This window comes from Rhizobium sp. P2_G2 (genome assembly GCF_056403555.1).
Genome location: NZ_JBFUFF010000006.1, coordinates 183286 through 207361, shown reverse-complemented (window position 1 = coordinate 207361; position 24076 = coordinate 183286). Strand labels below are relative to the sequence as shown.

The following is a 24076-nucleotide window of genomic DNA, read 5'->3' as shown; positions in this document are numbered from 1 at the left end:
GCCTATCCAACCCGGCTAGGCAATGTGGCGCTCAATGGTCTCGATCTTGCCGTCCGGCCGGGCGAGCGCGTCGCAATCGTCGGCCAGTCGGGTGCAGGCAAGAGCACGATCTTCTCGCTCATCCTGCGCTACTACGATGCGCTTTCGGGCCGCGTGCTGGTCGATGGCGTCGACGTGCGGGACGCCGATCCGGCCGATATCCGCGGTCGCATCGCTATCGTGCCGCAGGACGTAACGATCTTTGCCGCCACCATCCACGACAACATCGCCTTCGGCGCGCCGGGCGCAACGCGTGCTCAGGTCGAGGCGGCGGCGCGGGCGGCGCATGCGGAAGAATTCATTCTTCGGCTGGAAAAAGGCTTTGACACCGAAGTCGGTGAGCGCGGCATCATGCTTTCCGGCGGCCAGCGGCAGCGGATCGCCATTGCCCGCGCCATTCTCAAGGACGCGCCGATCCTTTTGCTCGACGAGGCGACCTCGGCGCTCGATGCCGAAAGCGAGACCCTGGTGCAGACGGCGCTCGACGGGTTGATGGCCGGCCGCACGACGATCGTCATCGCGCACAGGCTTGCCACCGTGCTCAAGGCCGACCGTATCCTGGTCATGGATCAGGGCCAGGTGGTCGAGGAAGGCACGCATCAGAGTCTTGTCGCCAAGGGCGGCATCTATGCCCGCCTCGCCAGCCTGCAGTTCGGCGTCGACCGGCACAACGTGCTGCATATGGTGCGGTGAGGCTCTCGCACGCGCAGCTTATCGCGGGTCGAGCGTGCCGAACCAGGCGACGAGGGCAAGCACGATCACCCCGAGGACGATTTCCGCCAAGGTACCGCGCAGGATAGCCCCGACTGCATGGTCATGGTCGCGCGCCAGCCGGGGTACGAAGATATAGCGATTGACGATGGCGAGGATGGTCATCGCGGCTGCGAGCACGATCTTGGCCGATAGCAGCATTTGATAGGGAAACGACCAGTCGAGCGGCGGCTTGCCGACGATGAGATATGTATTGATCAGGCCCGTCACGATCACCAGCGCCACGGCGCCATGTCCCAGCGTCGAGAAGCGCATCAGCGCCAGCCGTGCTTCGGGTTCGGATAGTCTTCGAAGAATCATCAGAACCGGAACCAGCGCCCCCAGCCAGGCTCCGCCGGAGAGAAGATGCAGGATGTGATTGGCGCGATGCGCAATGCCGAGCCAGCCGTCATCCATCGCCGCATGGCCGCTGATCGACAGCGTTGCCAGAAGCAGGGCGGAGATGATAGCGATCGCGGCCTGTCGGCGGGCAGGCAGAATGACAAGCAGACCCAGCAGAAGCGGTGTGCCGGTCGCCTGGGCGATCCAAGCCCAGCCAATGCCGGTCTCGAGCATGACGTCGACCATGTCGGAGATTTCGAGCGAGTCCCAGCCATCGCCGATCATGGCGCTTTCCGCCGGCAGAAGCAGGGTGAGAGCGAGGATGGCAAGCATCACGGCGACGCGCTGTGCGGATGCCAGTCTTGCCGCGATCTGGCTGGCAAGTCGGCTGGGCACAGCCGCCGAAAGATAGGCGGCGGTGCCCCACAGGAAGATCACCGCTCCGTCGAAGACGAAGCGGCAGATCACCAAAACTGTTTCGGGAGCGATCACGGCTTGACGGTGAAGCTGTACTTGCCCTTGCTCTTGTGGCCATCGGCGGAGAGCGCGTGCCATTCGACCGTATAGATTCCGGGCGTAAGCGTGTCCGAGACGGGCACCATCAGCATCTGGTCATCATCCATCAGCATGGCCTCGCCGGTCTTGACGGCCTTCTGGTCCGGCCCGGTCACCGTGATGCCGGTGAATTTCGGGTTCAGTTCTTCGCTAAAGGTGAGATCGAGTTCGGTCGGAGCGGTCTTGACGACCGCCTTGTCGGCCGGGACGGAGGATTCCAGATGCGCATGCGCAAACGCCTGGCCGGCAATGGCGACGGTGGCGATGGCGACGGGGGTGAGGATCCTGGCAAAACGAGACATGGAAATACCTTTTGAGATGCGACGTCTGTCGCGCGGTGTTGAGGCTCGGCAGCCGGCAATGCGCCGGCGCGGATGGCAATCGGAAAAGACGGGGCTGCAACCGCGCAGAAAAGGCTGTGTTCCAGAGTTTTGGAAAGCGTCCCAACGGCGCGCAACGGCCTGGACAGCGGCGTGACTGAATTTCGCAGTGCCGCTCAGGCGAGGACGACAATGTCCGGTGGAGCGCGCGGCCCCAAGCTCGGCGGGTAGAGCGTCCGGGCGAGCTGAAAGTCCTTTTCAATGACCAGGCGAACGGCAGAAAAATCGAAGGACTGGCCGCTCAAATCGGGCGGCGTCGGCATGAGCGCGCTGGCCGAAAGCCGGCAAGCATCGCAGCCATGATCATGAACAGCGCTTTTGCTGTCCTTGGCAGGTTGCGAACCGTCATCGTTGAGGCAGAAGAACGGCAGCGTGCCGTCCGGCAGGCTGTAGGCGGCGAATTGCAGCGCCAGCGGGTTGGCGACGACCGGCTGGTGCGCGAAACCGATCATCAGCAGCGCCAATGCTGCGATGAGGCGTAGAGCCAGCGCCAGCCTGTAAGTCCTTCTTGCCATGAGGCCGTCCCGTTTGCCGAGGCCTATCACCGCCCAAGTCGGGCTGTCAATCTGATGCGATTGCCGCAGCCGTCGACGGACCATGGCGTCCAACAGCGAATGCTCACATAAATATGACTGGCATTTTGGCGCCGATCGGCGCCTGATTGCGGCGGGATCCGTCCCGCTATCGAATCATGAGGAGAATACCGATGATAAGGACAGTGCTTGCTGCAGGCCTGCTCGCGGCTCTCGCCATGCCGGCATTCGCCGAAGACGCGGTCGTCAAGACCGAAAAATCCGCCAACCCGCCGAAAATCGACCAGACGACCACGTCGTCGTCGACGGATGTCAACCAGAAAAAGATGTTGGCGCCCACAGCGACCGAGGGCGACATGTATGGCGGTTGCATGCACCACCACGACAGCGCCCTCAATATGATGTGACGGCTTTCGCCGTCGGCAGCATCTTACTGCTTCGGCACCGGCCGATTGGCGACGTCGAGCAGAGCCTTATGGATGTGCTCGTTGCCAGCGCAGAACGTGCCGCTGCCGAACATGTCCGAGCCGCCGGAGWGATCGCTGGAAAAACCGCCGGCTTCGCGGATCAGGATGATGCCGGCCGCGATGTCCCATGGCTGCAGGCCTTCTTCCCAAAAACCGTCCTGCCGGCCGGCCGCGACATAGGCGAGGTCGAGCGAGGCGGAGCCGAAGCTTCTGATGGCGGCGACTTCGCCCATCACATGGCGGAGCTGGACCAGGAAGCGGCCATGCATCGAACGGCCGAGATGCGGGATGCCGCAGCCGATCACCGCGTCCGACAGGTTCTTGCGCGCCGAGACGCGCAGGCGCCGGTCGTTGACGAAGGCGCCGCCGCCCTTTTCGGCGGTGAAGAGTTCATCGGTGGCCGGATTGTAGACGACGCCGGCGACGATTTCGCCGCTGCGCTCGAGGCCGATCGACGTGGCGAATTGCGGAATGCCGTGCAGGAAATTGGTCGTGCCGTCGAGCGGATCGACGATCCAGCGATGCGCGCCGTCGGTGCCCTTGATCTCTTCGCTCTCCTCGCCGGCAAAGCCGTAGGTCGGACGAGCCTTGAGCAGTTCTTCCTGGACGATCTTCTCCGCCTTGCGGTCGGCCTGGCTGACATAATCGCCGGGTCCCTTGAGCGACACCTGCAGGTTCTGCACTTCGCCAAAATCGCGTGCCAGCGACTTGCCGGCCTTGAGTGCCGCCTGGACCATGACATTCAAAAGCGCTGAACGGGCCATGATGGAATTCCTTCAAAATCGAAGCGGCCCCGAACGGGGCCGCATGGGATATTACACCGGATGAAATCGACGGCGTGACGTTTGAGCGCTTCAAGACCACAAAAGCCGGTGATTTTCAAGCGGCTTCGTTATCCCGAAACCGGGAACCACCTTTGCGCGACGAGCATTTTGTTTCGTACATATCGTTATCCCAAAAACCGGAAGCCACTTTTGGGCGATATGCGTCATTGCTTTCGGAAGGCGTCGGCGCGCTTGATCGCTTCCTGCTGCTGGTCATCTTCGATGCCGAGATAAAAATCCTCAAGGCCGAGATCCGAGAGCCCGGCGCGACGCGACAGCACATACCATTTGGCCGCCTCGATCGGGTCCGGCCGGGTGCCGATGGCATTGATGTAGAGATAGGCGAGCTTGTTCATCGCCACGATATTGCCATTGTCGGCGGCGCGCTTCATCCAGACAAAGCCGGTATCGTAGTCGCGATCGCCAGCGATGCCGTTGATGTTCCAGACGCCCATGTCGTACATGGCGGTGTCGAAGCGCTGGTCGGCGGCCTGTTCGAGCCAGTAGCGGGCCAAATCCTGCTTTTCCTTCGGCACCGGCAGGCTGACATAGAGTTGCGACAGCGCATATTGCGCATCCGGAATGCCCTGCGTCGCGGATTTCTCGTAATAGGGCAGGGCATCCATCAGGCCCTTTTCGCCCGGTGTTCGAGCGACTTTGAGCTGGGCCAGGTTGAACTGGGCTTCGGCATTGCCGCCATCCGCCGCCTTCTGCATCATCTCGTCGGCGAGCTTGCGGTCGCGCTTGATCAACCGGCCTTCCATCAGCATCAATGCATATTTGAATTGGGCATTGGGGTCGCCGGCGCGTGCGGCCTGCTCGTACCAGAACAGCGCATCGGATTCGTTGCGCCGCACGCCGAGACCGCCGTCCAACAATTCCGCCACGAGCGTCTGCGATGCCGCGTCGCCACGCTGCGCCTTCGGCAGCGCGAGGTTCATGGCGGTCAGATAGAGCCCGCGCTGAAAGGCGCCAAAGGCATCGTCGACCTTGCCGGAATAAGTCTTCTCCTTCGGCAGGTCCGGAAGATTGGCGCCCATACGATCGAGCACATTGAGGCCTTGCGAGGGCTTTTCGACGTCGTCGATGCTCGGTAGCGTCAGGACGTCCGACTGCTGTGCCGCCGGATCGGGCAGCAGCCGATCGCTCTTGCCGATCTCGTCACTCTCCTGCTTGAGCTTGTCGACATTGACCGGCTTGACCGGCGTCACCTTGACCAGGTTCGAATCGGCGCGCGCGCCAAAAGGCACGAGCGCGGCCAGGAAAACCGCCCAAATTACCCGCTGTCTCATCATCCGCTGCCCTGCCATGATCCGGCTTTAAACCCCAAAGCGTGGCGCTTTTTGGTCAAGCAGCGCATTCGCCTCCTGAATAATGGTAGCGGCGCGTTCCGGCTCGGCGAAGACTGCCAGACGAAGGGCGGCGAACTCCGCCCCCATTTCGGCGACCGCCAGCACTGAGGCCGGATCGGTGCCGCCCATGACGATGCAGGGGATTTCGACCATCGACGCCCACCATTCGGCAAGTGCCAGATTCTTGGGATGTGCCTCGGGCTTGATGTCGCCGTCGAGCTTGCCGAAGAAGATGTAGTCGGGCTGCAATTCGCCGATCTCGAGTGCGCGGTGGCGTTCCTGGGCGTTGCCGCCGCCGACGATCAGTTTCGGCGTGAATTTTTCGATCGCCTCGGCCAGCGGCTCGACGCCGCCGGCGATGTGCAGGCCGTCGGCCTTGGCCCGGCCGGCCACCCGGCTGTCGCCGGCGATCAGTGCTGCAGCACCTGCCTTCTGGATCACCGGCACCAGCGATTCGGCGATCTTCTGGAAGATGCTGTCATCAAAGCCATATTGCGGCACGATCACCGAGGCGACGTCGCCGCCCTTGAGCGCGTCGCCCATGACGCGTGCCGCCTCGGCGGGGTCGGCGATCTCCGGTGCGACAAGAACCAGGCGGCAGCGGTTTTCAACTGTTGACATGGATGATGTGTCTCGATTCCCTGCTTTGCAGATCAGGCGTTCGGCTGTAGTCCTTCACTGACCCAGCCGTGTTTCTCCATGCCTTAACTCCCCGAAAGCAAACGATCAACATGCACATCGACGCGAGCTTCTATTTCATCGCCATACCGGCGGTCGTTCTCGTCGGCTTGAGCAAGGGTGGCATGGGCGATGCGCTGGGTCTGCTCGGCGTGCCGATGCTCTCCTTTGTCGTGCCGCCGGATCAGGCGGCGGCGATCCTGCTGCCGATCCTGATCGTCATGGACGCTGCCGCCCTCTGGACCTGGCGGAACAACAACAATGGCGAACTGCTGAAGATCATGCTGCCGGGCGCACTGGCGGGCATTGCCTTCGGCTGGCTCACCTGGGCCTTGGTGCCGCATTACGCCATGGAAATCATCATCGGTGTCGTGGCGCTGAGTTTTACCGCACGCTTCTACTATAACCGCTATTTCGCCCGCGCGGTCGAGGCGCCGCCGCGGCCGCATACGATCGCGCGCGCCGGCTTCTGGAGCACGCTGTCGGGTTATGGCAGCTTCGTCGCCCATGCCGGCGGTGCGCCGTTCCAGGTCTATGGTCTGCCGTTGAGATTGCCGCCGCGCGACTATACCGGCGCTGCGGTCCGGTTCTTCGCGATCCTCAACGCCATCAAGCTCATTCCCTATTATGCGCTCGGTACGCTCGACATCAGCAATCTGAAGATTTCAGCGACGCTTTTTCCGTTAGCGCCGCTGGCGACGATTGCCGGCGCCTATATGGTGCGGCGCATGCGGCCGGATTTCTTCTATCCGTTCATGTACCTGATGTGCGCATTGGCGGGGGCGAAATTGTTCTACGATGGCACGGCGGCGCTGGCGAAGGCGCTGATGTGACTAAGCGGGGAATCGTTGGCTTGCCAACGATTCCCCGCTTAGTCCTTTGTTTTGTAGCAGGTTCTTGCCGAAAAACCGCGGGACACTTTCCGGACCGGCTTGGTTTTCATGCGCTGCGAAATTTTTTAAGTGCAACGCACAAAAAGTCTTGTCCTTGAAAAAACTCTGGCTTAGCTTCGTCGCCGATGAGCGATCCATTCACGGCCATTTCGGATTCAAACCGACGCTTCCTGCTCGAAGAGCTGAGACGGGCGCCGCGCACAGTCAATGAACTGGCGTCGCTTCTGCCCGTCAGCCGTCCGGCCGTGTCGCAGCACCTGAAGGCGCTGCTCGATTGCCAGATGGTCAAAGTCGAAACCCAAGGCACACGGCGAATCTATGCGATCAACCCGCAGGGTTTTCAAAAGCTAGGTTTTTGGTTGGATCAGTTCTGGGCTTGAGGGCTTGGCCCTCGTTTCCTCCCCGGATTTATCCCTGTTTGCGGCGTCGGCCGCCAGATTCGACTTCCTGTGAAATCTTTACTCGTTCAGCGTCAGGAAGCCCATCCGGCGGCCTTGCGCGGGTATTCAACTAGTGGCGCGTGTTCAAACGCAGGCGTTCGATTTCATCCTTGATTTTCAGCTTTTGTCTCTTTATTTCCGCGATCTGCGTGTCGCCGGTTGAGGGATGCAGCATTGCGGTGTGAAGTTCTGCTTCAAGATCGCCATGTTTCTTTTCAAGCGTCTCGATATGAGCCTCAAGTGACATAGGCTGGTTCCTTCCCGTTCTTGCCCACATCCGGCCATCCATCCCGCCGGATGTTTCAGGCTGCAACAGTGCCAATGTGACACGTAAATGACGATTTGTCGAAGGTGATTTCTCCCTAAAGGAAAACTTCCCGTTACCGACAGAATTGTGATAGGGACAAAACGATGCAGATACCGGGAATGTCGCCATGTCCCGGGCTGAAGGAGAGTGGGGAAGGGACTTTATGGCCGACCAGGAGCAGGCTGAACTGAGGCTGAATGCGGCGAGACTGCGGCAGGAGCACGAGGACTATGACGTCGCGATCAACGCCATGATCGCAACCGGCTGCGACGCCTTGAGGGTTCAGCGGATGAAGAAGAAGAAGCTCTCAGTGAAGGACAAGCTGGCGCAAATCGAAGACCAGATCATCCCCGACATCATCGCCTGAACGAAAGGCCGCAATGCCGATTTCCAAGCCCACCGTCGCCATCATCATGGGAAGCCAGTCGGACTGGGAGACCATGAAAAATGCCGCAGACACGCTGGACGCCCTTGAAATTCCTTATGAAGCGCGGATCATTTCGGCACACCGTACGCCCGACCGGCTGGTGAATTTTGCCAAGTCGGCGCGTGATGAAGGTTTTAAGGTGATCATTGCCGGCGCAGGTGGTGCCGCGCATCTGCCGGGCATGACGGCGGCGATGACGCCGCTGCCGGTGTTCGGCGTGCCGGTGCAATCCAAGGCGCTTTCGGGACAGGATAGCCTGCTATCGATCGTCCAGATGCCGGCCGGCGTGCCCGTGGGTACGCTGGCGATCGGCCGTTCCGGCGCCGTCAATGCGGCCCTTCTTGCCGCCGCCGTGCTTGCGCTTTACGACGACGACCTGGCCGAGCGTCTTGACACCTGGCGCGAGGAACAGACCGCCTCGGTGGCTGAACATCCTGTGGATAAGTAGATGAAAACCCGCACCATCGGCATTATCGGCGGCGGTCAGCTGGGCCGCATGCTCGCCATGGCCGCCAGCCGGCTGAACTTTCACACCGTCATTCTCGAGCCGCAGGCGGACTGCCCGGCGGCGCAGCTCGCCGATGCGCAGATCGTCGCCGCCTATGACGATCGGGCTGCCTTGGCCGAACTTGCGCAGCGTTGCGACGTCGTGACCTACGAGTTCGAGAACGTGCCGGTGGAAGCCGCCCGCCATCTCGAAAAGCTGGTGCCCGTCTATCCGCCGCCGCAGGCATTGGAAGTGGCGCAGGACCGGCTGACCGAAAAACAATATCTCAATGCCTGCGGCATCGTCACGGCCGGTTTTCGCGCTGTCGACAGCCAGGAGGACCTGGAGAACGCACTGGCCGAATTCGGCGGTGTGGGCGTGCTGAAAACCCGCCGGCTCGGCTATGATGGCAAGGGCCAGATGGTTTTTCGTGCCGGCGATGCGTCCGAGGGCGCTTTTGCCAGGCTCGGCGGCGTGCCGCTGATCCTCGAAAGTTTCGTGCCGTTCACGCGCGAGATTTCAGTGATCGCGGCGCGCGGGCTCGATGGACGCCTCGAATGCTATGATCCGGCAGAAAACGTGCACCGCAGCGGCATTCTCTTCACCTCGACCCTGCCGGCCGCGATCAGTCCGGCCGTTGCGGGGCAGGCGCGCGACGCTGCACTCAGGCTGCTCTCGGCACTCGACTATGTCGGCGTGCTGGGCATCGAATTCTTCGTCACCGAAAACGAGACGCTGATCGCCAATGAGATCGCGCCGCGCGTGCACAATTCCGGCCATTGGACCGAGGCTGCCTGCGTCATCTCGCAGTTCGAGCAGCATATCCGCGCCGTCGGCAACCTGCCGCTCGGCCATCCGGCGCGGCATAGCGATTGCGTCATGCAGAACTTGATCGGTGATGAGATCGAGGACGTGGCTTTGCTGGCGCAGGAGAGGGAGGTGCTCATCCATCTTTACGGCAAGGCGGAGGCGCGGCCGGGGCGGAAGATGGGGCATTTTACGCGACTGACGGGGCGACGGTCGTAAAGCACGGCCCACCGCGGACACGGAGGTTCCTAACAAACCCCGCCATCCCCTTCCCCCACCCCGCCACATAAGCTAAAGCGGCGGGCATGACAGATTTCGCCATTCTTCTCGGCGGCCGCCTGATGCGGACGGACCGCCTCGACAGACAGCTTCGCGATGCCCGTTTCATCGCCGCCGATGGCGGGATGGCGCATGCCGAGGTGCTGGGCGTCGAGCCGGATTTGTGGGTTGGCGATTTCGATTCCACGCCACCCGAGTTGATCGAGCGCCACCCTCACGTCAAGCGTGAATCCTATCCTGCTGAAAAAGCGCTGACGGATGGCGAACTGGCCGTGGCGGCGGCACTCGATGCCGGCGCGGACCGGCTGATCCTGGTTGGCGCGCTCGGCGGCACGCGGTCGGACCACGGGCTCGCCCATCTCGTACATGCGCTTTCGCTCGCCGAGCAGGGCCGCGATGTGTTGCTGACCTCGGGTGATGAGGAGGCTTATCCTGTCATCGCCGGCTGCTTCAGTTTCGACCTGCCCGCCGGCAGCCTGTTTTCGATCATCGGCTTTTCCGATCTCACCGATCTGACGATCGGCAACGCGCGCTATCCGCTCGACGATTTCGCCTTGCCGTTCGGCTCGAGCCGTACCGTTTCCAATGTTGCCGAGGGTGCGATTTCGCTCAGCCTCGGCGCCGGCCGCGCCATGCTGCTCGCGCGGCCCTATGATTTTACCGGAGTATAAGTTTGGCCCCCCCGATCCTCAAACTCACCGATATCCATCTGAGCTTCGGCGGCGCGCCGCTGCTCAACGGCGTCGACATGCAGGTCGAGCCGGGTGAGCGCATCTGCTTGGTCGGCCGCAACGGCTCCGGCAAGTCGACACTATTGAAGATCGCCGCCGGCCTGGCGGAATCGCAGAGCGGCGAGGTATTTCGCCATCCGGCCTCGACCGTGCGCTATCTCAACCAGGCGCCCGATTTCGATGGTTATGCCACTGTCGAAGCCTATGCCGCCGCCGGCCTCGGGCCTTCCGACGACCCTTATCGCGTCACTTATCTGCTCGAACATCTCGGCCTCGCGGGCGATCGCGACCCCGAAAGTCTTTCGGGTGGCGAAGCGCGGCGGGCGGCACTGGCGCGGGTCATGGCGCCGGAACCGGATATATTGCTGCTCGACGAGCCCACCAACCATCTCGACCTGCCGACGATCGAATGGCTGGAAGGCGAGCTGACGCGGACGAAGAGTGCTCTGATCCTGATCTCGCACGACCGGCGCTTCCTCGAAAAGGTGTCGACCGCCACCGTCTGGCTCGATCGTGGCTTTGCCCGCCGGCTCGACCAGGGTTTTGGTTCTTTCGAGGCCTGGCGCGACCGCGTGCTGGACGAAGAAGAACTCGAACAGCACAAGCTCGGCAAGGCGATCGAGCGCGAGGAGCATTGGCTGCGCTATGGCGTCACCGCACGGCGCAAGCGCAATATGCGCCGGCTCGGCGAATTGCAGGACATGCGCCAACAGCATCGCTCGCACAAGGGCGCGCTCGGCCGCGTCGAGGCTGGTGTCGCCGAGGCGCGCGAATCCGGCAAGCTGGTCATCGAGGCGGAAAAGATCACCAAGGCCTATGGCGAGCGGACGATCGTCGCGCCGTTTTCGATCCGCGTGCATCGCGGCGATCGCATTGGCTTTGTCGGGCCGAACGGCGCCGGCAAGACGACGCTGCTCAAGGTGCTGACCGGGCAGTTGGAACCCGATTCCGGCACGATCAAGCTCGGCACCAATCTCGAAATCGCCATGCTCGACCAGCGGCGCGAAGGTCTCGACCTCGACGACACGCTGGCGCACTATCTCACCGACGGACGCGGCGAAAACCTGCTGGTCAACGGCGTGCAGCGGCATGTCACCGGTTATATGAAGGAATTCCTGTTCCAGCCGGAGCAGGCCCGTACGCCGATCCGCGATCTCTCGGGCGGCGAGCGCGCCCGGCTGATGCTGGCGCGCATCCTGGCGAAACCGTCCAACCTGCTGATCCTCGACGAGCCGACCAACGATCTCGACATCGAGACGCTGGACCTGCTGCAGGAAGTGGTTGCGGGCTATCAGGGCACGGTGATCCTCGTCAGCCATGACCGCGATTTCCTCGACCGTACCGTGACCTCGACCATTGCGCCGGCCAATCCGGAATTCCCCGACGGCCGCTGGATCGAATATGCCGGCGGCTATAGCGACATGCTGGCACAGCGGCGCGGCCAGCAGGAAGAGCAGCGGCGGGCGGACAAGGAAAAGCCGGCTGCCCGAGCGGAGGCTGCCGCGGCCGAACCGTCGAAGGTGCAGAAGAGCAAGCTCTCGTTCAAGCAGAAATTCGCCATCGACAACCTGCCGAAGCAGATGGGCGCCAAGGAGGCGGAGATTGCCGGCTTCGAGAAGAGGATGGCCGATCCGCAATTCTTCAGCCGCGATCCGGATGGGTTTTCGAAGACGGCCAAGGCTCTCGAAAAAGCTCGTGAGGAATTGGGCCGCATGGAAGAGGAATGGCTGGAGCTTGAAATGCTGCGGGAGGAGCTGGAGAGCTGAGGCCTTGGCAAGTGTCTTGCCCGCCGCCTGCAGATGAATAAAAAAAGCCCGGTCCTTGTGGGGACCGGGCAAGTACGGGGAGGAAGTCAGAACCTGACCGCCGGGGCAGGGGAGGRTGGGCGGCCAGGGGTAGTCAAGARTAGTCAGKGCATTCCGGGCAGTGATCAGTYGCAGACGCGGACGCGCTTGACGTAGACATTGCCGTAATCGTCGTATTCGCGGACCTTCTTSACGAAGCAGGTGTCGTCGTCGTTGTAGTAAGCCGGGCGGATGACGATGCGCGGGCCACCCCAGAAGCCATGGTGCCAACCATGGTGCCAGCCGTGGTTATGCCACACAAAGCCGCCGGCCTGGGCGCCAGAGGTGAGAGCGACGGTGCCGACGAGGGCGGCGACAGCGCCGAGAACGAGCTTCTTCATAATATTCTCCTTGGGGATCGTTTGGTTTGGTTTCGTTTCGCTTGGGGTCTGGAGGTCGTCTCCAGCGTTGAAACCTTTTTCGCACATCCCCTGCTGCGCCGCTGTTTCCGGGGGAACATCGGATGAAAGACGTGATATTTCCGATATTGTCGCCAGAAATCCCATCCGACTGGGCCGGGTGGGATTTCGCTCGAGGGTGAGACAAACTGAGGCCAGCAGGATCGATCGGCCGGTGCCGGACATCGCGTCTCCGTCGTTCAACAGCCTGCAAAGCTGGCCCTCTACCGCAGAGTCAGGACCTCAACGAGCGTGTCGAGCTCCCGGAACCTCGGACGATGGATGGACCTGATGATCCAGTAGCTCTCGTCCATGTGCAGGCTTTCCTGCCCGAGGCGAACCAACCGCCCGGCATCTATCGCCGCCGAGCAAAGCGGAAGGGAAGAGAGAAGCACGCCTGCACCGGCCTCAGCCGCCCTCAGCGCCTGCACGAATGTGTCGAACCGCAGCATGGGGACGGGGGGAGGAAGCTCGCCCTGGGCCGTGGTCCAGTCGCTCCAGCCGTGCCTTGGTCCGGAGAGAGCGATGCGCGGCAAGCTCCGCCAGTCGCCGTTCGCCTGTTCGAGCAGGTGCGGCGCGGCGACGGGTGCGAGTTCCTCCGCGTAGAGGCGCACGCCCTTCATGTCCGGCCAGGTGCCGTTGCCGAAACGGATTTCGAGATCGGCTTCACTGCGGGAATAGTCCGGCAAGCGCTGGATCGTTTCGAAGGAGAGCTGCAGATGCGGCAGCGCCTTGACGATATCCGGCAGGCGCGGGGCGATCCACAATTCGATGATCGAGCCGGAGGCGGCGATCGAGACCTTGCGGCGCGGCGCGGCAAACAGATTGGACGTCGAATGGGCAAGCTGGCTGAGTGCGGCCTGGACATGCGGCTGCCACGCTTCGCCCTGCGTCGACAGCGACACGCCACGCGCCTGGCGGTCGAACAGATGGGCGCCGATGCGCAGTTCGAGATTGCGGATTCTTTGGCTCACGGCGGCCTGGGTCAGCCCGAGTTCCTCGGCCGCAGCGGTGAAGCTGCCGAGCCGAGCGGCCGCCTCGAACACCCGTATCCATTCAAGCGGCGGCAGATTTTCCGGTTTGTCAGTCATAACAAAAACGGCGTCTTGTTCCTCATATTCATTGATTGCGGTTATGCYTGACTTCGGGTGAATTGTCGATGAAATCGCTCTTGGAGGAATCCGATGCTGACCAATGTTGACATCCTCGATCACGGAAGGGCCGTGGCCATCACGCTTGAGAACGGTAAGCGTCACCGCTTTCATTCGATCTGGCTGCGCGACAATGCCTGGGATGAACGGACCCGCTCCCCGGGAAACGGCCAAAGGTTGATCACGCTGGGGGACATTCCGACCAACACGGTGGTTTCCAAGGCGGAAATCGAAGGCGAAACTCTGCACCTGACCTTCCAGCCGGAAAACCGCAGCATTTCCTTCGATCCGGCCTGGCTGGTGAGCAAGGCCTATGACAATCAACCGACGCACCGGCCGGGATGGACCGCGCCCGAACTCGAGACTTGGGATGCGTCACTTGGCGCAAACATGCCGCTTGCGGATTTCGCTGACGTTTCAGCCGACCGCAACGCCCTGGCGCAATGGCTGGCGGGCATTCGACGCTATGGTTTCGGCAAGCTCGACGGCGGGCCGGCGAAGCCGGAAGCGCTGCTCGACGTCGCCGCCCTGTTCGGCTATGTGCGCGAGACCAATTACGGCAGGTATTTCGAGGTCCGCACCGAGGTCAATCCGACCAATCTTGCCTATACCGGCCTGGGCCTCCAGGCACATACCGACAATCCCTACCGCGATCCCGTACCGACACTGCAAATTCTCTACTGCCTGGAGAATTCCGCCGAGGGTGGCGAAAACATGGTGGTCGACGGCTTCCGCGCGGCAGAGCGCCTGCGCGAGGAGAATCCGCGCGGCTTCGACCTGCTGACCAGATATTGTGCCCGCTACGAATATGCTGGCAGTTCCGGCGTCTGTCTCCGTTCTCGCCGGCCGATGCTCGAACTGGCGCCGGACGGGGAACTGATCGGCATCCGCTTCAACAACCGCTCCACCGCTGCCATCACCGATGTGCCGTTCGAAGACATGGCGGATTATTATGCTGCCTATCGCCGTCTGGGCGAAATCATCGGCGATCCCGCGATGGAAGTGTCCTTCAAGCTCTCGCCGGGCGAAAGCTTCATCGTCGACAATACCCGCGTGTTGCACGCTCGAAAGGGCTATTCCGGTGCCGGCTCCCGCTGGTTGCAGGGCTGTTACGCCGACAAGGACGGCCTGCTTTCGACATTGGCTGCGATCGAAGCCGAGGCCGACGGGATGCAAGTGAAGGCGGCGGCGGAATGAGCGCGACCCTCAGAGCCGATCTCTCGCCGAACACCATCGTGGCATTTCTCGCCGACATTTTCGAACGCCGCGGCGGCGAGGAATATCTGGGAGAACCGGTGACGATGGCCGAGCACATGCTGCAAGGCGCCCATCTCGCCGAGCAGCAGGGCGAGAGCGAGGAGATCATCGTGGCGACGCTGCTCCATGACATCGGCCATTTCACCAGCGAGTTCGGAACCTTCTCGATGGAGGATACGCACGACAAGCATCACGAGGAAGCGGGTGCGGATATCCTCGAACAGTTCTTCCCGAGCATCGTCACCGATTGTGTGCGCCACCACGTTGCTGCCAAGCGCTATATCTGCGCCACCGATCCCGCATATTTCGGTCAATTGTCGGTCGCGTCGATCCATTCGTTGAAGCTGCAGGGCGGACCGATGAATGCCGACGAGGTCGCGGCGTTCGAAACGCATCCCAATGTCCGCGACATCGTCAAGGTGCGGTATCTCGATGATGCCGGCAAGGTGGCCGGAATGGTGACGCCGGGATTTTCGCACTATGCGCCGATGGTCCAGCGGGTCGTCGATGCGAATTTGCGCTCGACGCGCTGAGATACGATCAGGGTTCACGCAGCCGCAGGCAGCGTCGAGATCAAAGCATGTCGCATGGGTCATGAATCCTGCGATATGCTTTGTTTTTGCGCGTCTTTTCGCGAATCTGCTGCACTCTTTTGCCAGCGCCGGGATTCTCTGTGCAATGCCCCGGATGGATGCCGCCATCTTGAAAATCATGCGTGCAGGCGCAAGGATCAAGCCCATTCACAGGCCTGTGGTTCTCAACCGTTTTTCTATTTTTGAAGGAATGCAGCCCTGCACGTTTAGAGCTGGCGGCGGACCGCCTGGATAGTGTCGTTTCAATTGCGGCGACATTGGCGATCAAAGGGTGAATGCCTGTGCGAAAAGAGGCAGAGCAGCATTCGGCAGTGATCAGCGGCATAGCGTAAATTGCCACTCCTGCGCTGTCACACTGGGAACTGCGCCTTTTGATTGTTTGGAAGATGCTGGGTTTACAAACGGCGACACGATGCTGCGCCACTTTTGATCAACTCGGATATCTACAAGAAGGCTCCTATGACGACCCAGCACATCAAGACGAATTCCATCGGCTCCGGCCAGCAGATAGATCTCTCAACCACCGACGACCTGCTCATCGACGCCGGCGTTACCGTAAAGCGGACGGATGTGGCGACCGGATTTCTTTCCGGCCTTGCTTCTGTCGCGATCGGGACGGGTTCCGGCCACGACGTCACCGTCAACGGCTCGCTGATCGGTGCAAATTCCGCGCTCTGGCTCGGCGGCGATATCAACAGCGATGCGAGCGAGACGGTCACGGTCGGCGCCGACGGCAAGATCAGCGCCCTGAACAACAACGCCATCAACCTGCTCGCCTTTGACAGCAGCATCGACAATGCCGGCAAGATCGTCGGCAAATACGACGCCATCCTGATGGAAGGCAATTCGGGTGGCTCCTCCGACATCCACAATGCCGGCCTGATCAAGGGCTCTCAAGGTGCCGGCATCGTCCGGGAGGGCTCGGAGGATCTGACGATCGTCAATACCGGAACGATCCAAGGTGGAACCGCTGCCTTCGATGCGCATGGCGGAACCGGCGTCGACACTTTCTCGAACAAGGGTGCGGTGATCGGCGACGTTCAGCTCGGTGGCGGCAACGACGTGTTCAACACCAAGAACGGCACGGTCGATGGTACGGTTTACGGCCAGGACGGCGACGATAAGCTGACCGGCGGCGACGGCACCAACAACCTGGTGGGCGGCGCTGGTGCGGATACGCTGAAGGGCGGCGGCGGTGCCGATCACTTCATCTTCAACACCACCCAGGAAAGCCATACCTGGGTAAGCCTTGACATAGATTGGTCCCAAGGGTTTCCGCAATTGGTTCCGACATTCTATCAGGGCGACACGATCGTCGACTTCAACCACAACCAGCACGACAAGATCGATCTCACCGGCATCGACGCCAAGACTTCGACCATGACCAATGATGCGTTCAATTTCATCGGCAACGGAGCCTTTTCCGGTACCGCCGGCGAACTGCGCTACGAGCTCGTGGACGGCAACACTGTAGTCTCCGCCGATACGAACGGCGATGGCAATGCCGATTTCGACGTGACGCTCAATGGCGCCCATATCATGCATGGATCCGACTTCAACCTCTGAACCCGGTCATTGACGATGCGCCCGGATGCAGGTCATTCGGGCGCACTCGCCCGCAAGAAGCGCACACTTCGTTCAATTAAAAAGTGGAATGACTATTCTATACTACTTTTCGTCTGTATATGAAAAACCTTCAGTAATGTAAATTAACACTCAGCCGGTTTCTTTTCTGCTTAGCACTTGCAAATTCAAAGCAAATCAGTTGAGTTATCACTATGCGGCGGGCGTGGGCGTAAGAACAAAGAAATACATTCCATTTCATATTGATCGGCAAGTCATCTCTGGTGGCGGGCCGGTTTTTGTTGCGCCGGGGATAGCCCGACTCGATCCGAAACTCGGTCTGGACAGGACAGAACCTCGAACTCACGATTTTCCCGAAAACCACTTGGCGAAACGGTGCTGGTTTTGTATGGATGGCTCAATGGTCCCGTAGCTCAGCAGGATAGAGCACCAGATTCCTAATCTGGGGGTCGCGCGTTCGAATCGCGCCGGGATCACCATAAAATTCAATGACTTACACTATTATGTTGCCCCGTATGTGTTGCAGCGAGTTTCCGAGATTTCCAGCCATTTCAATTGATACGCGGCGAATCCATGCGACATGAAATGCAACGTGGACTGAGCCATGCGCGCGATCGGTTCGGTAGCGAGACGAACGTTGTCGGATGTGAGGGCAAAAAGGCGTTATGAGCGAGAACGCTTTTCAAACAGCAAGACAGCGACGGCCAGGAAATATTCCAAACGAGAATGTTTTCTGGCAGCAAACGACAACTTGTCGATTTGATCGGCTGCGCTAATATCCGCGCGAACGAGGATTGAGAAGCGCAATGAACGATTTCTATGTGGGGCAGCAAGTCGTTTGCATCGACGACAAATTCAAGAATGTCTCGATCGACCAGGTCATCCGCAAAGGCCAGATCTACACCATTCGGTGGATCGGCATGTACAAGCATTATGTCGACGGCGAATTCCTGGGAATCAAAGTCGAGGAAATCCACCGTGGCAACGATGATGGCCCGGAAGGTTATGGCGCGGCCGACATGCCCTACCGCGCGTCGCGGTTCCGGCCGCTGGTTAAAGACAAGATCGGGTCGCTGAGAAAACTGCTTGCGCCAAGTCCGGACGTCCCGCCCGGCGACAAGCCGAAGGCGCCAGTGCGGAAGAAGGAGAACGTGTGAGCTGGGCGGGCGCGGCCGGGTGGCACCGATAGGGACGGTTGAAGATGCAGATGCGAAGGATATTGCGACGCTCATCTGACGCCCCTCAGTTGTAAGTTAAAGCCGTTGCCCGAGCCGCATCGATCTGCTCATCGGTCTTGCCAAGCACGATCGCGAGCTGCGCGATGAGTGGATGCAGGCGGGAATAGCTGTCGCTGTCTTCCCACTCGATTTGTGCGATCTCGCGCTGGTTCTGATCGGCAATGGCGGCGAGTGCGGTGTCCATCATTGCCGAAGTCACGCCGAGGTCGCGCATTCCCAGGCGAAACTGCTTGCCGCGGAGGTCCGGCAGTGCTGCACGCGCTTCCTCGGCCGTGGGTGGCACATAGGCGGTAACCTGGCCGGCAGCGAGCGCGGCGGCGTATATATCCCCGCCCAGAGGTTCGACGTCATGTGGTTCAGCTGTAAACTCCACCCACCCGAATGCCGGGGGATACTTACTCGAACTTTCCTTGGTTGGCGTTCAAACGGAGGGCGCTGACACGGCGTTCTGCTTTTTCGCGACGTCCAGAAGCCATTTGTGGAACCTTTTTCCAAACGGCTTCTCAAGGGCCGTCCGGTCCCAGGCGAGAAAGTAGCTCTCCGGAAGTTTGAGCCGAATATCGAACGGCACAACAAGTGTGCCCGACGTCAGTTCTTCTGAAATCATTGAAATTTGCGCGAGCACGAAACCCCTGCCGTTTACTGCTGCATCGATGGCGCTGCTTGACAGCGTAAACGACAGACTGGAGAGCCTTTTGCTACTGTGGACATTGATTGCCTTGGCCCAGTCAATCCACTGCGGTGGCTGTTGATAGACAGCCTCCCACTCAACGTTCAGGAGAGGAAAATTCAGAATATCTGAAGGGCCGTTGAGCGAACGATCGCTAAGCAAAGTGGGAGCGCAAGCTGGGACTACCCAATCGGTGAACAACTTGGTGACGTGTTCGTAGGCGGCCGCGCGACCGCCATAAGCAATCCGAAAATCGACTTGGTCGAAACCAAGGCGCGGCTCCTCCTCCTGACCCTGGAGTCGAACGCTGGCGTCAGGATACAGTGCTTGCCAGTCGAAAATCTTTCGGCCAATCCATTTGTTCACCACCGATGACAGGGCGCTCAGGACGATGCTGTTTTGGCTGCGAGCGCGTTCGAGCACTTGTCCGGCATAGGCAAACTGCTGGAAGCCTTTGGCAATTTCCAGGAAATAAAGACGGCCCCAAGATGTCAGGTTCAGGTGGCGCCCTTTTCGTTCAAGCAGGGTGAGCCCGAGACACTGTTCGACGTTGCGCACCTGCTGGCTAATCGCGCCCGGAGACACGCCGAGCTCTCGGGCGGCTGCAGTGACGGTGCCACATCGTCCAACAGCCTCAAACGCTTGCAGGCCACGAAGCGTCGGCGAAGACATTAGAACACCTCTCAAACTACATCCTATATCTTTTAGATTTTCTAAAAAAGAACGCAAGGGGCGACGCCTTGTTGGCTGTTCAGCATCGGCTGATATTGCCCAAAATCAATTTATGCGGAGGATGAAATGTATCTCAAGAACTACTGGTATGTTGCCGCCTGGGATCACGAAATCGGTCGCGAACTTAAGCCCACAACCATCCTTGGGGAAAACATCGTTCTCTATCGTATGCAGGGTGGTAAGATCGTCGCCCTCGAGGATGCGTGTCCGCATCGCAAGCTACCGCTCTCGATGGGCCGCATCAAGGGCGACGATGTCGAATGTGGGTACCACGGTTTGACCTTCGACTGTTCCGGGACCTGCACCCGGGTGCCGGGAGCGGAACGCATCCCGCATGTTGCAAAAGTTCGATCCTATCCGATTGAAGAGCGCTACGGCCTCCTGTGGATATGGATGGGCGAGCCGGCCAAGGCCGATCCCAAGGATATTTTCGAGGTCGAGCATTTCGATGATCCCGCTTGGGGAATCAATCGCGGCGAGTCCATGACGATCAACTGTCATTACCTCTATATGACGGACAACCTGCTCGATCCATCACATGTGGCCTGGGTGCATGTGTCCTCATTCGCGAGCTCAGCCTGCGAGGAGACGCCCCTGGAAACAACCGTAAAGGACGATGGCGTCACGGTCTGGCGCTGGATGGTCGATTCCGAACCCGCCCCGTTCTATGCGCCATTCCTGCAGTTCGAAGGCAACGCTGACCGCAAACAGCACTATGAGGTGCGCTATCCAAGCAACGCCATCATAAAGGCTATCTTTGCTCCGGCACATACCGGTGGCGAAGGTCGTCAGCTGCCCGACAACACATTCCTCATGGACAGCTACAACTTCATGACGCCTGTCGATGAGAACCGCACGAAATATTACTGGTTCCAGATGCGTAACTTCGCGCCGAACGATGCGGAGGTCTCGGCAAGCTTTGCGAAGTCCGTGCGCGGTGCCTTCGAAGAGGATCGCGTGGTGCTCGAAGCGGTGCATCACGGCATGGCCAATAAGCAAACGCCAAACCTCGACTTGAAGATCGATGTCGGTCCGATGCGGTTTCGCCGCAAGCTGGCACAGTTGATCGCTGCGGAAGCAGAGTCCGCCGCGATCCCTGCGGCGGCTGAGTAAGGGTCGGTTCCAGATGCCGGATGCCATGGCTCCGCGGTTCCGCCCTTTCGAGGTGATTTCAAAGGTGCGCGAAAGCGCCACTATAACGTCTTTTCAGCTTGCACCTCTGGAACTGCGGAATTGGCGGACATTTGAGGCGGGACAGTTCCTCACCATCCGCGTGCCGGATCGCGAGGGCGGCTACGTACTGCGCAACTACACAGTTTCGTCGTCTCCCCGGGAAGAAGGGAAATATCGGATCACGGTCAAGCGGGAAGCTGCGCCAACGACTGGTGTGCCGGAAGGCTTGAGTTCCTGCTGGCTGCATGACGAAGTCGAGCCTGGAACTGTTGTCGAGATAGACCTACCTCGGGGATCTTTCAAGCTCGACGATGCGAGCACAAGGCCTGTCGTGCTGCTCTCCGGGGGTGTCGGGCTGACGCCGACAGTATCGATGCTGAACGTGTTGGCAAAGGACAGCGATCGGCCGGTCTGGTTTATTCACGCTTGCGATAGCGCGGCAGTGCATGCCTTACGCGACGAGGTGGAGCTGCTCGCCGGCATTAGGTCGGGGGTCACCATTCATTATTGTTATCGCTTCGCCGAGGCCGGCGATCTCAAAGCGGGACGATGCCATTCTACAGGCTTCCTATCGCGCGAGACAATCCAGAGTCTGCTGCCACTTGATGACTATGACGTTTATATGTGCGGACCGCCTCCCTTCATGCAGGCTCTGTACAGGATCCTCATCAGCCTTGGCGTAAGCAAGCAGCGGATTGCCTACGAATTCTTTGGCCCCGCGAGCTTGCTTTCTGAGATGGAACAAACAGCAAAGCAGCCCTCGGCTTCGGTCACGTCGGTCGCGGCCGGTGACGGATTCCGCGTCGCGCTGGAAAAATCCGGGCGCAGCTTTGATTGGAATGGGTCGAGCGAATCCATCCTGGCTTTCCTGGAAGCTCAGGGCATTGAGCTCACGTTTTCCTGTCGGGCGGGCGTGTGCGGCACCTGCGAGCAGGGGCTGATCTCCGGCGAGGTGGAATATTTCGAGGACCCCCTCGAGGAACTGCCACGTGATCGCGTGCTGCTCTGCTGCACCAGACCAAAATCCTCAGTCGTGCTCGATCTGTGAGCAAGCCAATGTCGAATGCCGACTTGAACTATTGATGTCTATTTCTCCAAAAGGAGGGCGCGTGAGCGATCCGATCCGTGTCGAAATCCCACTTAATCCACATGTCGCGGCCCTTCCGTCGCCTGACCTCTTGGCTGCCGACTTCTCGGCGCTGCGCGCCAGGTTTCTTGCTGCGGGGCGTCGAGCCGGCGCCAGTCTCATTGAGTATCGGCACCCCCTTCATGGACCGAATGGGGAACTTCTGGCGACGGATGTTGCCTATCTCGGGCGCGAGGGTGCTGCCAAGCTTCTGGTTCTGATTTCGGGGACACATGGTGTGGAAGGCGCGTTCGGCTCGGCCTGCCAGACCGCATGGCTCGCACAAAATTCTCCGTGGTTGCTGCCCGACGACACCGCGGTTTTGATGATCCATCTCATCAATCCCTGGGGCACCGCCTGGTTGCGAAGGGTCAATGAGGACAATGTCGACCTCAACCGCAATTTCATAGATTGGGAAAGGGGAGCGCCGAGCAATGAAAAATATGCTGGTCTCCACGGTGCGCTCGTCTGTAGGGAGTGGGAAGGTCCGGAGCGCGATAGGGCAGCCGAGGCGCTGGAGACCGCCAAAACTCAGCATGGCGGCTACGCCGGCATCGCGCCAATCATCGAGGCCGGTCAGTATGATTTTCCGGATGGGGTTTTCTATGGTGGCGAAGGGCCAGTCTGGTCCAATCGCATCCTGAACGAAATTCTATCGACTTTCACTCAGCAGGCCTCCGAAGTCATCGTTTTCGACCTGCATACGGGCGCCGGCCCCTACGGTTATCCAGCACTTCTGTCGGTCGCCGAGAGTGACCACGGCGGGCTCGACTGGGGTCGGGGCATCTTCGGGCCCGGGCTTTCCGTTGTCATGACTGGAAAGAATGCAACGACGGCCACGGGCATTGCAGCGACGGCGACCGGATATGTCTCCGCTGCCGTTCGAAAGGCCCTGCCCAAGGCGAAAGTCCTGCCTCTTGTCGTCGAATGTGGCACGCTCGATGGTGCCGTAGTCTCTGACGCAGTCCAGGCGGACAATTGGCTTCACTTGTTCGGAAACGTCGATACGCCACTCGGGCGGAAGATCAAGTCCGACCTTCGCGCAGCTTTCATACCCGATGATGTGGACTGGCAGCGCAACTGTCTGTCGGCGTGTCTCCGCTACTTCGATCGCGCCTTCGCTGACCTAAAGACAATCGGTGGCGCTGGCATTGAAAAGCCGTTGATTGCTGTGGCCACCGTTGCAGTGGTCTCGCATTTGAAATCGGTCGGACCAAGGGTCGGAGAAAGACCGGCGCTTGAGGTGCATGATGTCCATAAGCGTTTCGGGACACTGGCCGTGCTCAATGGCGTCAGTGTTTCGGCCCAACCTGGTGAAGTGGTGTCGATGATCGGCTCGTCGGGCTCCGGAAAAAGCACCTTCCTGCGCTGCATCAATCTCCTCGAACAACCGAATGACGGTCGCATCATTATCGACGGCGAAGAGATCCGCATGAAAAAATCAGCGGACGGCAGAGCTTCACCAGCCGATCTGCGCCAGGTCGAGCGCATCCGCGCCCGCGTCGGCATGGTTTTCCAGAATTTCAACCTGTGGCCACACATGACCGTTCTCGAAAACATCATAGAGGCGCCGCTGCATGTGCTGAAGGATGATCGAAAGGGGGCAATGGACAACGCCCATGCACTTTTGAAGAAGGTTGGTCTCTCCGACAAGCATGCACAATATCCGGGCCAGCTTTCGGGCGGTCAGCAGCAGCGCGCCGCTATCGCGCGCACGCTGGCCATGCGCCCAAAGGTCATTCTGCTGGATGAGCCGACCTCGGCACTGGATCCCGAATTGGTCGGTGAAGTCCTGCGCGTGATCCGGCAGCTGGCCGAAGAAGGAAATACGATGATCCTCGTGACGCATGAGATGCAGTTCGCGCGCGAGGTCTCACACAAGGTCCTCTTTCTCCACCAAGGAAAGGTGGAGGAAGAGGGTGCGCCGGCGGAGTTGTTTTCTAATCCACGCTCCGAGCGCATGCGCCAGTTCCTGGCTCGCACGCTTTGATGCTCTACCGGCTTCGAGCCGCCCGGGGG

General features: G+C 60.3%; 28 protein-coding genes and 1 tRNA gene. 17 read left to right on the top strand and 12 right to left on the bottom strand.

Annotated elements, in window-relative coordinates:
* On the top strand, positions 1 to 732 hold a 732-nt coding region (locus tag AC1D06_RS08110; protein ID WP_477985849.1), incomplete at its 5' end, for an ATP-binding cassette domain-containing protein.
* 18 nt (positions 733 to 750) lie between these two features.
* On the opposite strand, the gene copD is transcribed toward AC1D06_RS08110, so the two are convergent.
* The 3 genes from copD to AC1D06_RS08095 all read right to left on the bottom strand — a co-directional run bounded on the left by copD (position 751) and on the right by AC1D06_RS08095 (position 2581).
* A complete protein-coding gene (gene copD, locus AC1D06_RS08105; protein WP_477985855.1) occupies positions 751 to 1599 on the bottom strand; it encodes a copper homeostasis membrane protein CopD in 849 nt (282 codons plus the stop codon).
* A 20-nt stretch (positions 1600 to 1619) separates the two neighbouring features.
* Entirely contained in the window at positions 1620 to 1988 is a 369-nt protein-coding gene (copC, locus tag AC1D06_RS08100) for a copper homeostasis periplasmic binding protein CopC (RefSeq protein ID WP_477985848.1), read from the bottom strand.
* Between the two features lie 194 nt (positions 1989 to 2182).
* Positions 2183 to 2581, bottom strand: coding sequence for a hypothetical protein (locus tag AC1D06_RS08095; protein ID WP_477985847.1), 399 nt, complete (start codon positions 2579 to 2581; stop codon positions 2183 to 2185).
* A gap of 191 nt (positions 2582 to 2772) precedes the next feature.
* Here AC1D06_RS08095 and AC1D06_RS08090 point away from each other — a divergent pair, with 191 nt between their 5' ends.
* Positions 2773 to 3006 (top strand): hypothetical protein, encoded by a 234-nt coding sequence (locus tag AC1D06_RS08090; RefSeq protein WP_477985846.1) that lies wholly within the window; start codon positions 2773 to 2775, stop codon positions 3004 to 3006.
* 23 nt (positions 3007 to 3029) lie between these two features.
* On the opposite strand, the gene AC1D06_RS08085 is transcribed toward AC1D06_RS08090, so the two are convergent.
* The 3 genes from AC1D06_RS08085 to AC1D06_RS08075 form a co-directional block, all read right to left on the bottom strand.
* Positions 3030 to 3830: an inositol monophosphatase family protein gene (locus AC1D06_RS08085; protein WP_477985845.1), complete on the bottom strand. Its 801-nt coding sequence runs from the start codon at positions 3828 to 3830 to the stop codon at positions 3030 to 3032.
* A 224-nt stretch (positions 3831 to 4054) separates the two neighbouring features.
* A complete protein-coding gene (locus AC1D06_RS08080; protein WP_477875088.1) occupies positions 4055 to 5182 on the bottom strand; it encodes a tetratricopeptide repeat protein in 1128 nt (375 codons plus the stop codon).
* A gap of 27 nt (positions 5183 to 5209) precedes the next feature.
* Positions 5210 to 5863: a thiamine phosphate synthase gene (locus tag AC1D06_RS08075; protein WP_477985844.1), complete on the bottom strand. Its 654-nt coding sequence runs from the start codon at positions 5861 to 5863 to the stop codon at positions 5210 to 5212.
* 110 nt (positions 5864 to 5973) lie between these two features.
* On the opposite strand from AC1D06_RS08075, the gene AC1D06_RS08070 reads away from it, so the two are divergent.
* Both AC1D06_RS08070 and AC1D06_RS08065 read left to right on the top strand, forming a co-directional pair.
* Positions 5974 to 6753 (top strand): sulfite exporter TauE/SafE family protein, encoded by a 780-nt coding sequence (locus AC1D06_RS08070; protein ID WP_477985843.1) that lies wholly within the window; start codon positions 5974 to 5976, stop codon positions 6751 to 6753.
* Positions 6754 to 6938: 185 nt separating this feature from the next.
* A complete protein-coding gene (locus AC1D06_RS08065; RefSeq protein ID WP_477875094.1) occupies positions 6939 to 7193 on the top strand; it encodes an ArsR/SmtB family transcription factor in 255 nt (84 codons plus the stop codon).
* Between the two features lie 130 nt (positions 7194 to 7323).
* Here the strand turns inward: AC1D06_RS08065 and AC1D06_RS08060 are convergent, their stop codons facing one another.
* Positions 7324 to 7500, bottom strand: a complete 177-nt coding sequence (locus AC1D06_RS08060) for a YdcH family protein (protein ID WP_477875096.1) — start codon at positions 7498 to 7500, stop codon at positions 7324 to 7326.
* A 223-nt stretch (positions 7501 to 7723) separates the two neighbouring features.
* Between AC1D06_RS08060 and AC1D06_RS08055 the strand changes: the two genes are divergently transcribed.
* The 5 genes from AC1D06_RS08055 to AC1D06_RS08035 all read left to right on the top strand — a co-directional run bounded on the left by AC1D06_RS08055 (position 7724) and on the right by AC1D06_RS08035 (position 12057).
* Positions 7724 to 7927 (top strand): YdcH family protein, encoded by a 204-nt coding sequence (locus AC1D06_RS08055; RefSeq protein WP_477985842.1) that lies wholly within the window; start codon positions 7724 to 7726, stop codon positions 7925 to 7927.
* Positions 7928 to 7940: 13 nt separating this feature from the next.
* On the top strand, positions 7941 to 8435 hold the full coding sequence (gene purE / locus AC1D06_RS08050) for a 5-(carboxyamino)imidazole ribonucleotide mutase (protein WP_477875100.1): 495 nt from the start codon (positions 7941 to 7943) through the stop codon (positions 8433 to 8435).
* Positions 8436 to 9500 (top strand): 5-(carboxyamino)imidazole ribonucleotide synthase, encoded by a 1065-nt coding sequence (locus AC1D06_RS08045; RefSeq protein WP_477985841.1) that lies wholly within the window; start codon positions 8436 to 8438, stop codon positions 9498 to 9500.
* Between the two features lie 86 nt (positions 9501 to 9586).
* Entirely contained in the window at positions 9587 to 10231 is a 645-nt protein-coding gene (locus tag AC1D06_RS08040; RefSeq protein ID WP_477985840.1) for a thiamine diphosphokinase, read from the top strand.
* Between the two features lie 2 nt (positions 10232 to 10233).
* Positions 10234 to 12057 carry an ABC-F family ATP-binding cassette domain-containing protein gene (locus AC1D06_RS08035; protein WP_477985839.1) on the top strand — a complete coding sequence of 608 codons (1824 nt, stop codon included), beginning with the start codon at positions 10234 to 10236 and terminating at the stop codon, positions 12055 to 12057.
* Between the two features lie 164 nt (positions 12058 to 12221).
* On the opposite strand, the gene AC1D06_RS08030 is transcribed toward AC1D06_RS08035, so the two are convergent.
* Together AC1D06_RS08030 and AC1D06_RS08025 are read right to left on the bottom strand one after the other, a co-directional pair.
* The gene (locus AC1D06_RS08030) at positions 12222 to 12476 is read right to left on the bottom strand and encodes a sulfur globule protein precursor (protein WP_477985838.1); all 255 of its coding nucleotides are present in this window, start codon (positions 12474 to 12476) and stop codon (positions 12222 to 12224) included.
* A gap of 281 nt (positions 12477 to 12757) precedes the next feature.
* On the bottom strand, positions 12758 to 13624 hold the full coding sequence (locus AC1D06_RS08025) for a LysR family transcriptional regulator (protein WP_477985837.1): 867 nt from the start codon (positions 13622 to 13624) through the stop codon (positions 12758 to 12760).
* 93 nt (positions 13625 to 13717) lie between these two features.
* Between AC1D06_RS08025 and tmpA the strand changes: the two genes are divergently transcribed.
* Both tmpA and tmpB read left to right on the top strand, forming a co-directional pair.
* Positions 13718 to 14881, top strand: a complete 1164-nt coding sequence (tmpA, locus tag AC1D06_RS08020; RefSeq protein WP_477875112.1) for a 2-trimethylaminoethylphosphonate dioxygenase — start codon at positions 13718 to 13720, stop codon at positions 14879 to 14881.
* Positions 14878 to 15474: a (R)-1-hydroxy-2-trimethylaminoethylphosphonate oxygenase gene (tmpB, locus tag AC1D06_RS08015; RefSeq protein WP_477985836.1), complete on the top strand. Its 597-nt coding sequence runs from the start codon at positions 14878 to 14880 to the stop codon at positions 15472 to 15474. The genes tmpA and tmpB overlap by 4 nt, the downstream gene beginning before the upstream one ends.
* Positions 15475 to 15514: 40 nt before the next feature.
* Here tmpB and AC1D06_RS08010 read toward each other — a convergent pair whose 3' ends face one another.
* Positions 15515 to 15859 (bottom strand): hypothetical protein, encoded by a 345-nt coding sequence (locus AC1D06_RS08010; protein ID WP_477875116.1) that lies wholly within the window; start codon positions 15857 to 15859, stop codon positions 15515 to 15517.
* A gap of 134 nt (positions 15860 to 15993) precedes the next feature.
* On the opposite strand from AC1D06_RS08010, the gene AC1D06_RS08005 reads away from it, so the two are divergent.
* From AC1D06_RS08005 to AC1D06_RS07995, 3 genes are all read left to right on the top strand, one after another.
* Positions 15994 to 17100: a calcium-binding protein gene (locus AC1D06_RS08005; RefSeq protein WP_477985835.1), complete on the top strand. Its 1107-nt coding sequence runs from the start codon at positions 15994 to 15996 to the stop codon at positions 17098 to 17100.
* 420 nt (positions 17101 to 17520) lie between these two features.
* Positions 17521 to 17597, top strand: a tRNA-Arg gene (locus AC1D06_RS08000).
* Between the two features lie 327 nt (positions 17598 to 17924).
* The gene (locus tag AC1D06_RS07995; RefSeq protein ID WP_477882078.1) at positions 17925 to 18275 is read left to right on the top strand and encodes a CAP-Gly domain protein; all 351 of its coding nucleotides are present in this window, start codon (positions 17925 to 17927) and stop codon (positions 18273 to 18275) included.
* An 85-nt stretch (positions 18276 to 18360) separates the two neighbouring features.
* On the opposite strand, the gene AC1D06_RS07990 is transcribed toward AC1D06_RS07995, so the two are convergent.
* Together AC1D06_RS07990 and AC1D06_RS07985 are read right to left on the bottom strand one after the other, a co-directional pair.
* The gene (locus tag AC1D06_RS07990) at positions 18361 to 18729 is read right to left on the bottom strand and encodes a hypothetical protein (RefSeq protein ID WP_477882076.1); all 369 of its coding nucleotides are present in this window, start codon (positions 18727 to 18729) and stop codon (positions 18361 to 18363) included.
* A gap of 48 nt (positions 18730 to 18777) precedes the next feature.
* Positions 18778 to 19698, bottom strand: a complete 921-nt coding sequence (locus AC1D06_RS07985; protein WP_477882074.1) for a LysR family transcriptional regulator — start codon at positions 19696 to 19698, stop codon at positions 18778 to 18780.
* A gap of 126 nt (positions 19699 to 19824) precedes the next feature.
* Here AC1D06_RS07985 and AC1D06_RS07980 point away from each other — a divergent pair, with 126 nt between their 5' ends.
* From AC1D06_RS07980 to AC1D06_RS07970, 3 genes are all read left to right on the top strand, one after another.
* Positions 19825 to 20871: an aromatic ring-hydroxylating dioxygenase subunit alpha gene (locus AC1D06_RS07980; protein ID WP_477985834.1), complete on the top strand. Its 1047-nt coding sequence runs from the start codon at positions 19825 to 19827 to the stop codon at positions 20869 to 20871.
* Between the two features lie 13 nt (positions 20872 to 20884).
* Complete coding sequence (locus tag AC1D06_RS07975; protein WP_477882070.1) at positions 20885 to 21979, top strand: 2Fe-2S iron-sulfur cluster-binding protein; 1095 nt, start codon at positions 20885 to 20887, stop codon at positions 21977 to 21979.
* Positions 21980 to 22109: 130 nt separating this feature from the next.
* Positions 22110 to 24047 (top strand): DUF2817 domain-containing protein, encoded by a 1938-nt coding sequence (locus AC1D06_RS07970; protein WP_477882092.1) that lies wholly within the window; start codon positions 22110 to 22112, stop codon positions 24045 to 24047.
* The last annotated feature ends 29 nt before the right edge of the window (positions 24048 to 24076 follow it).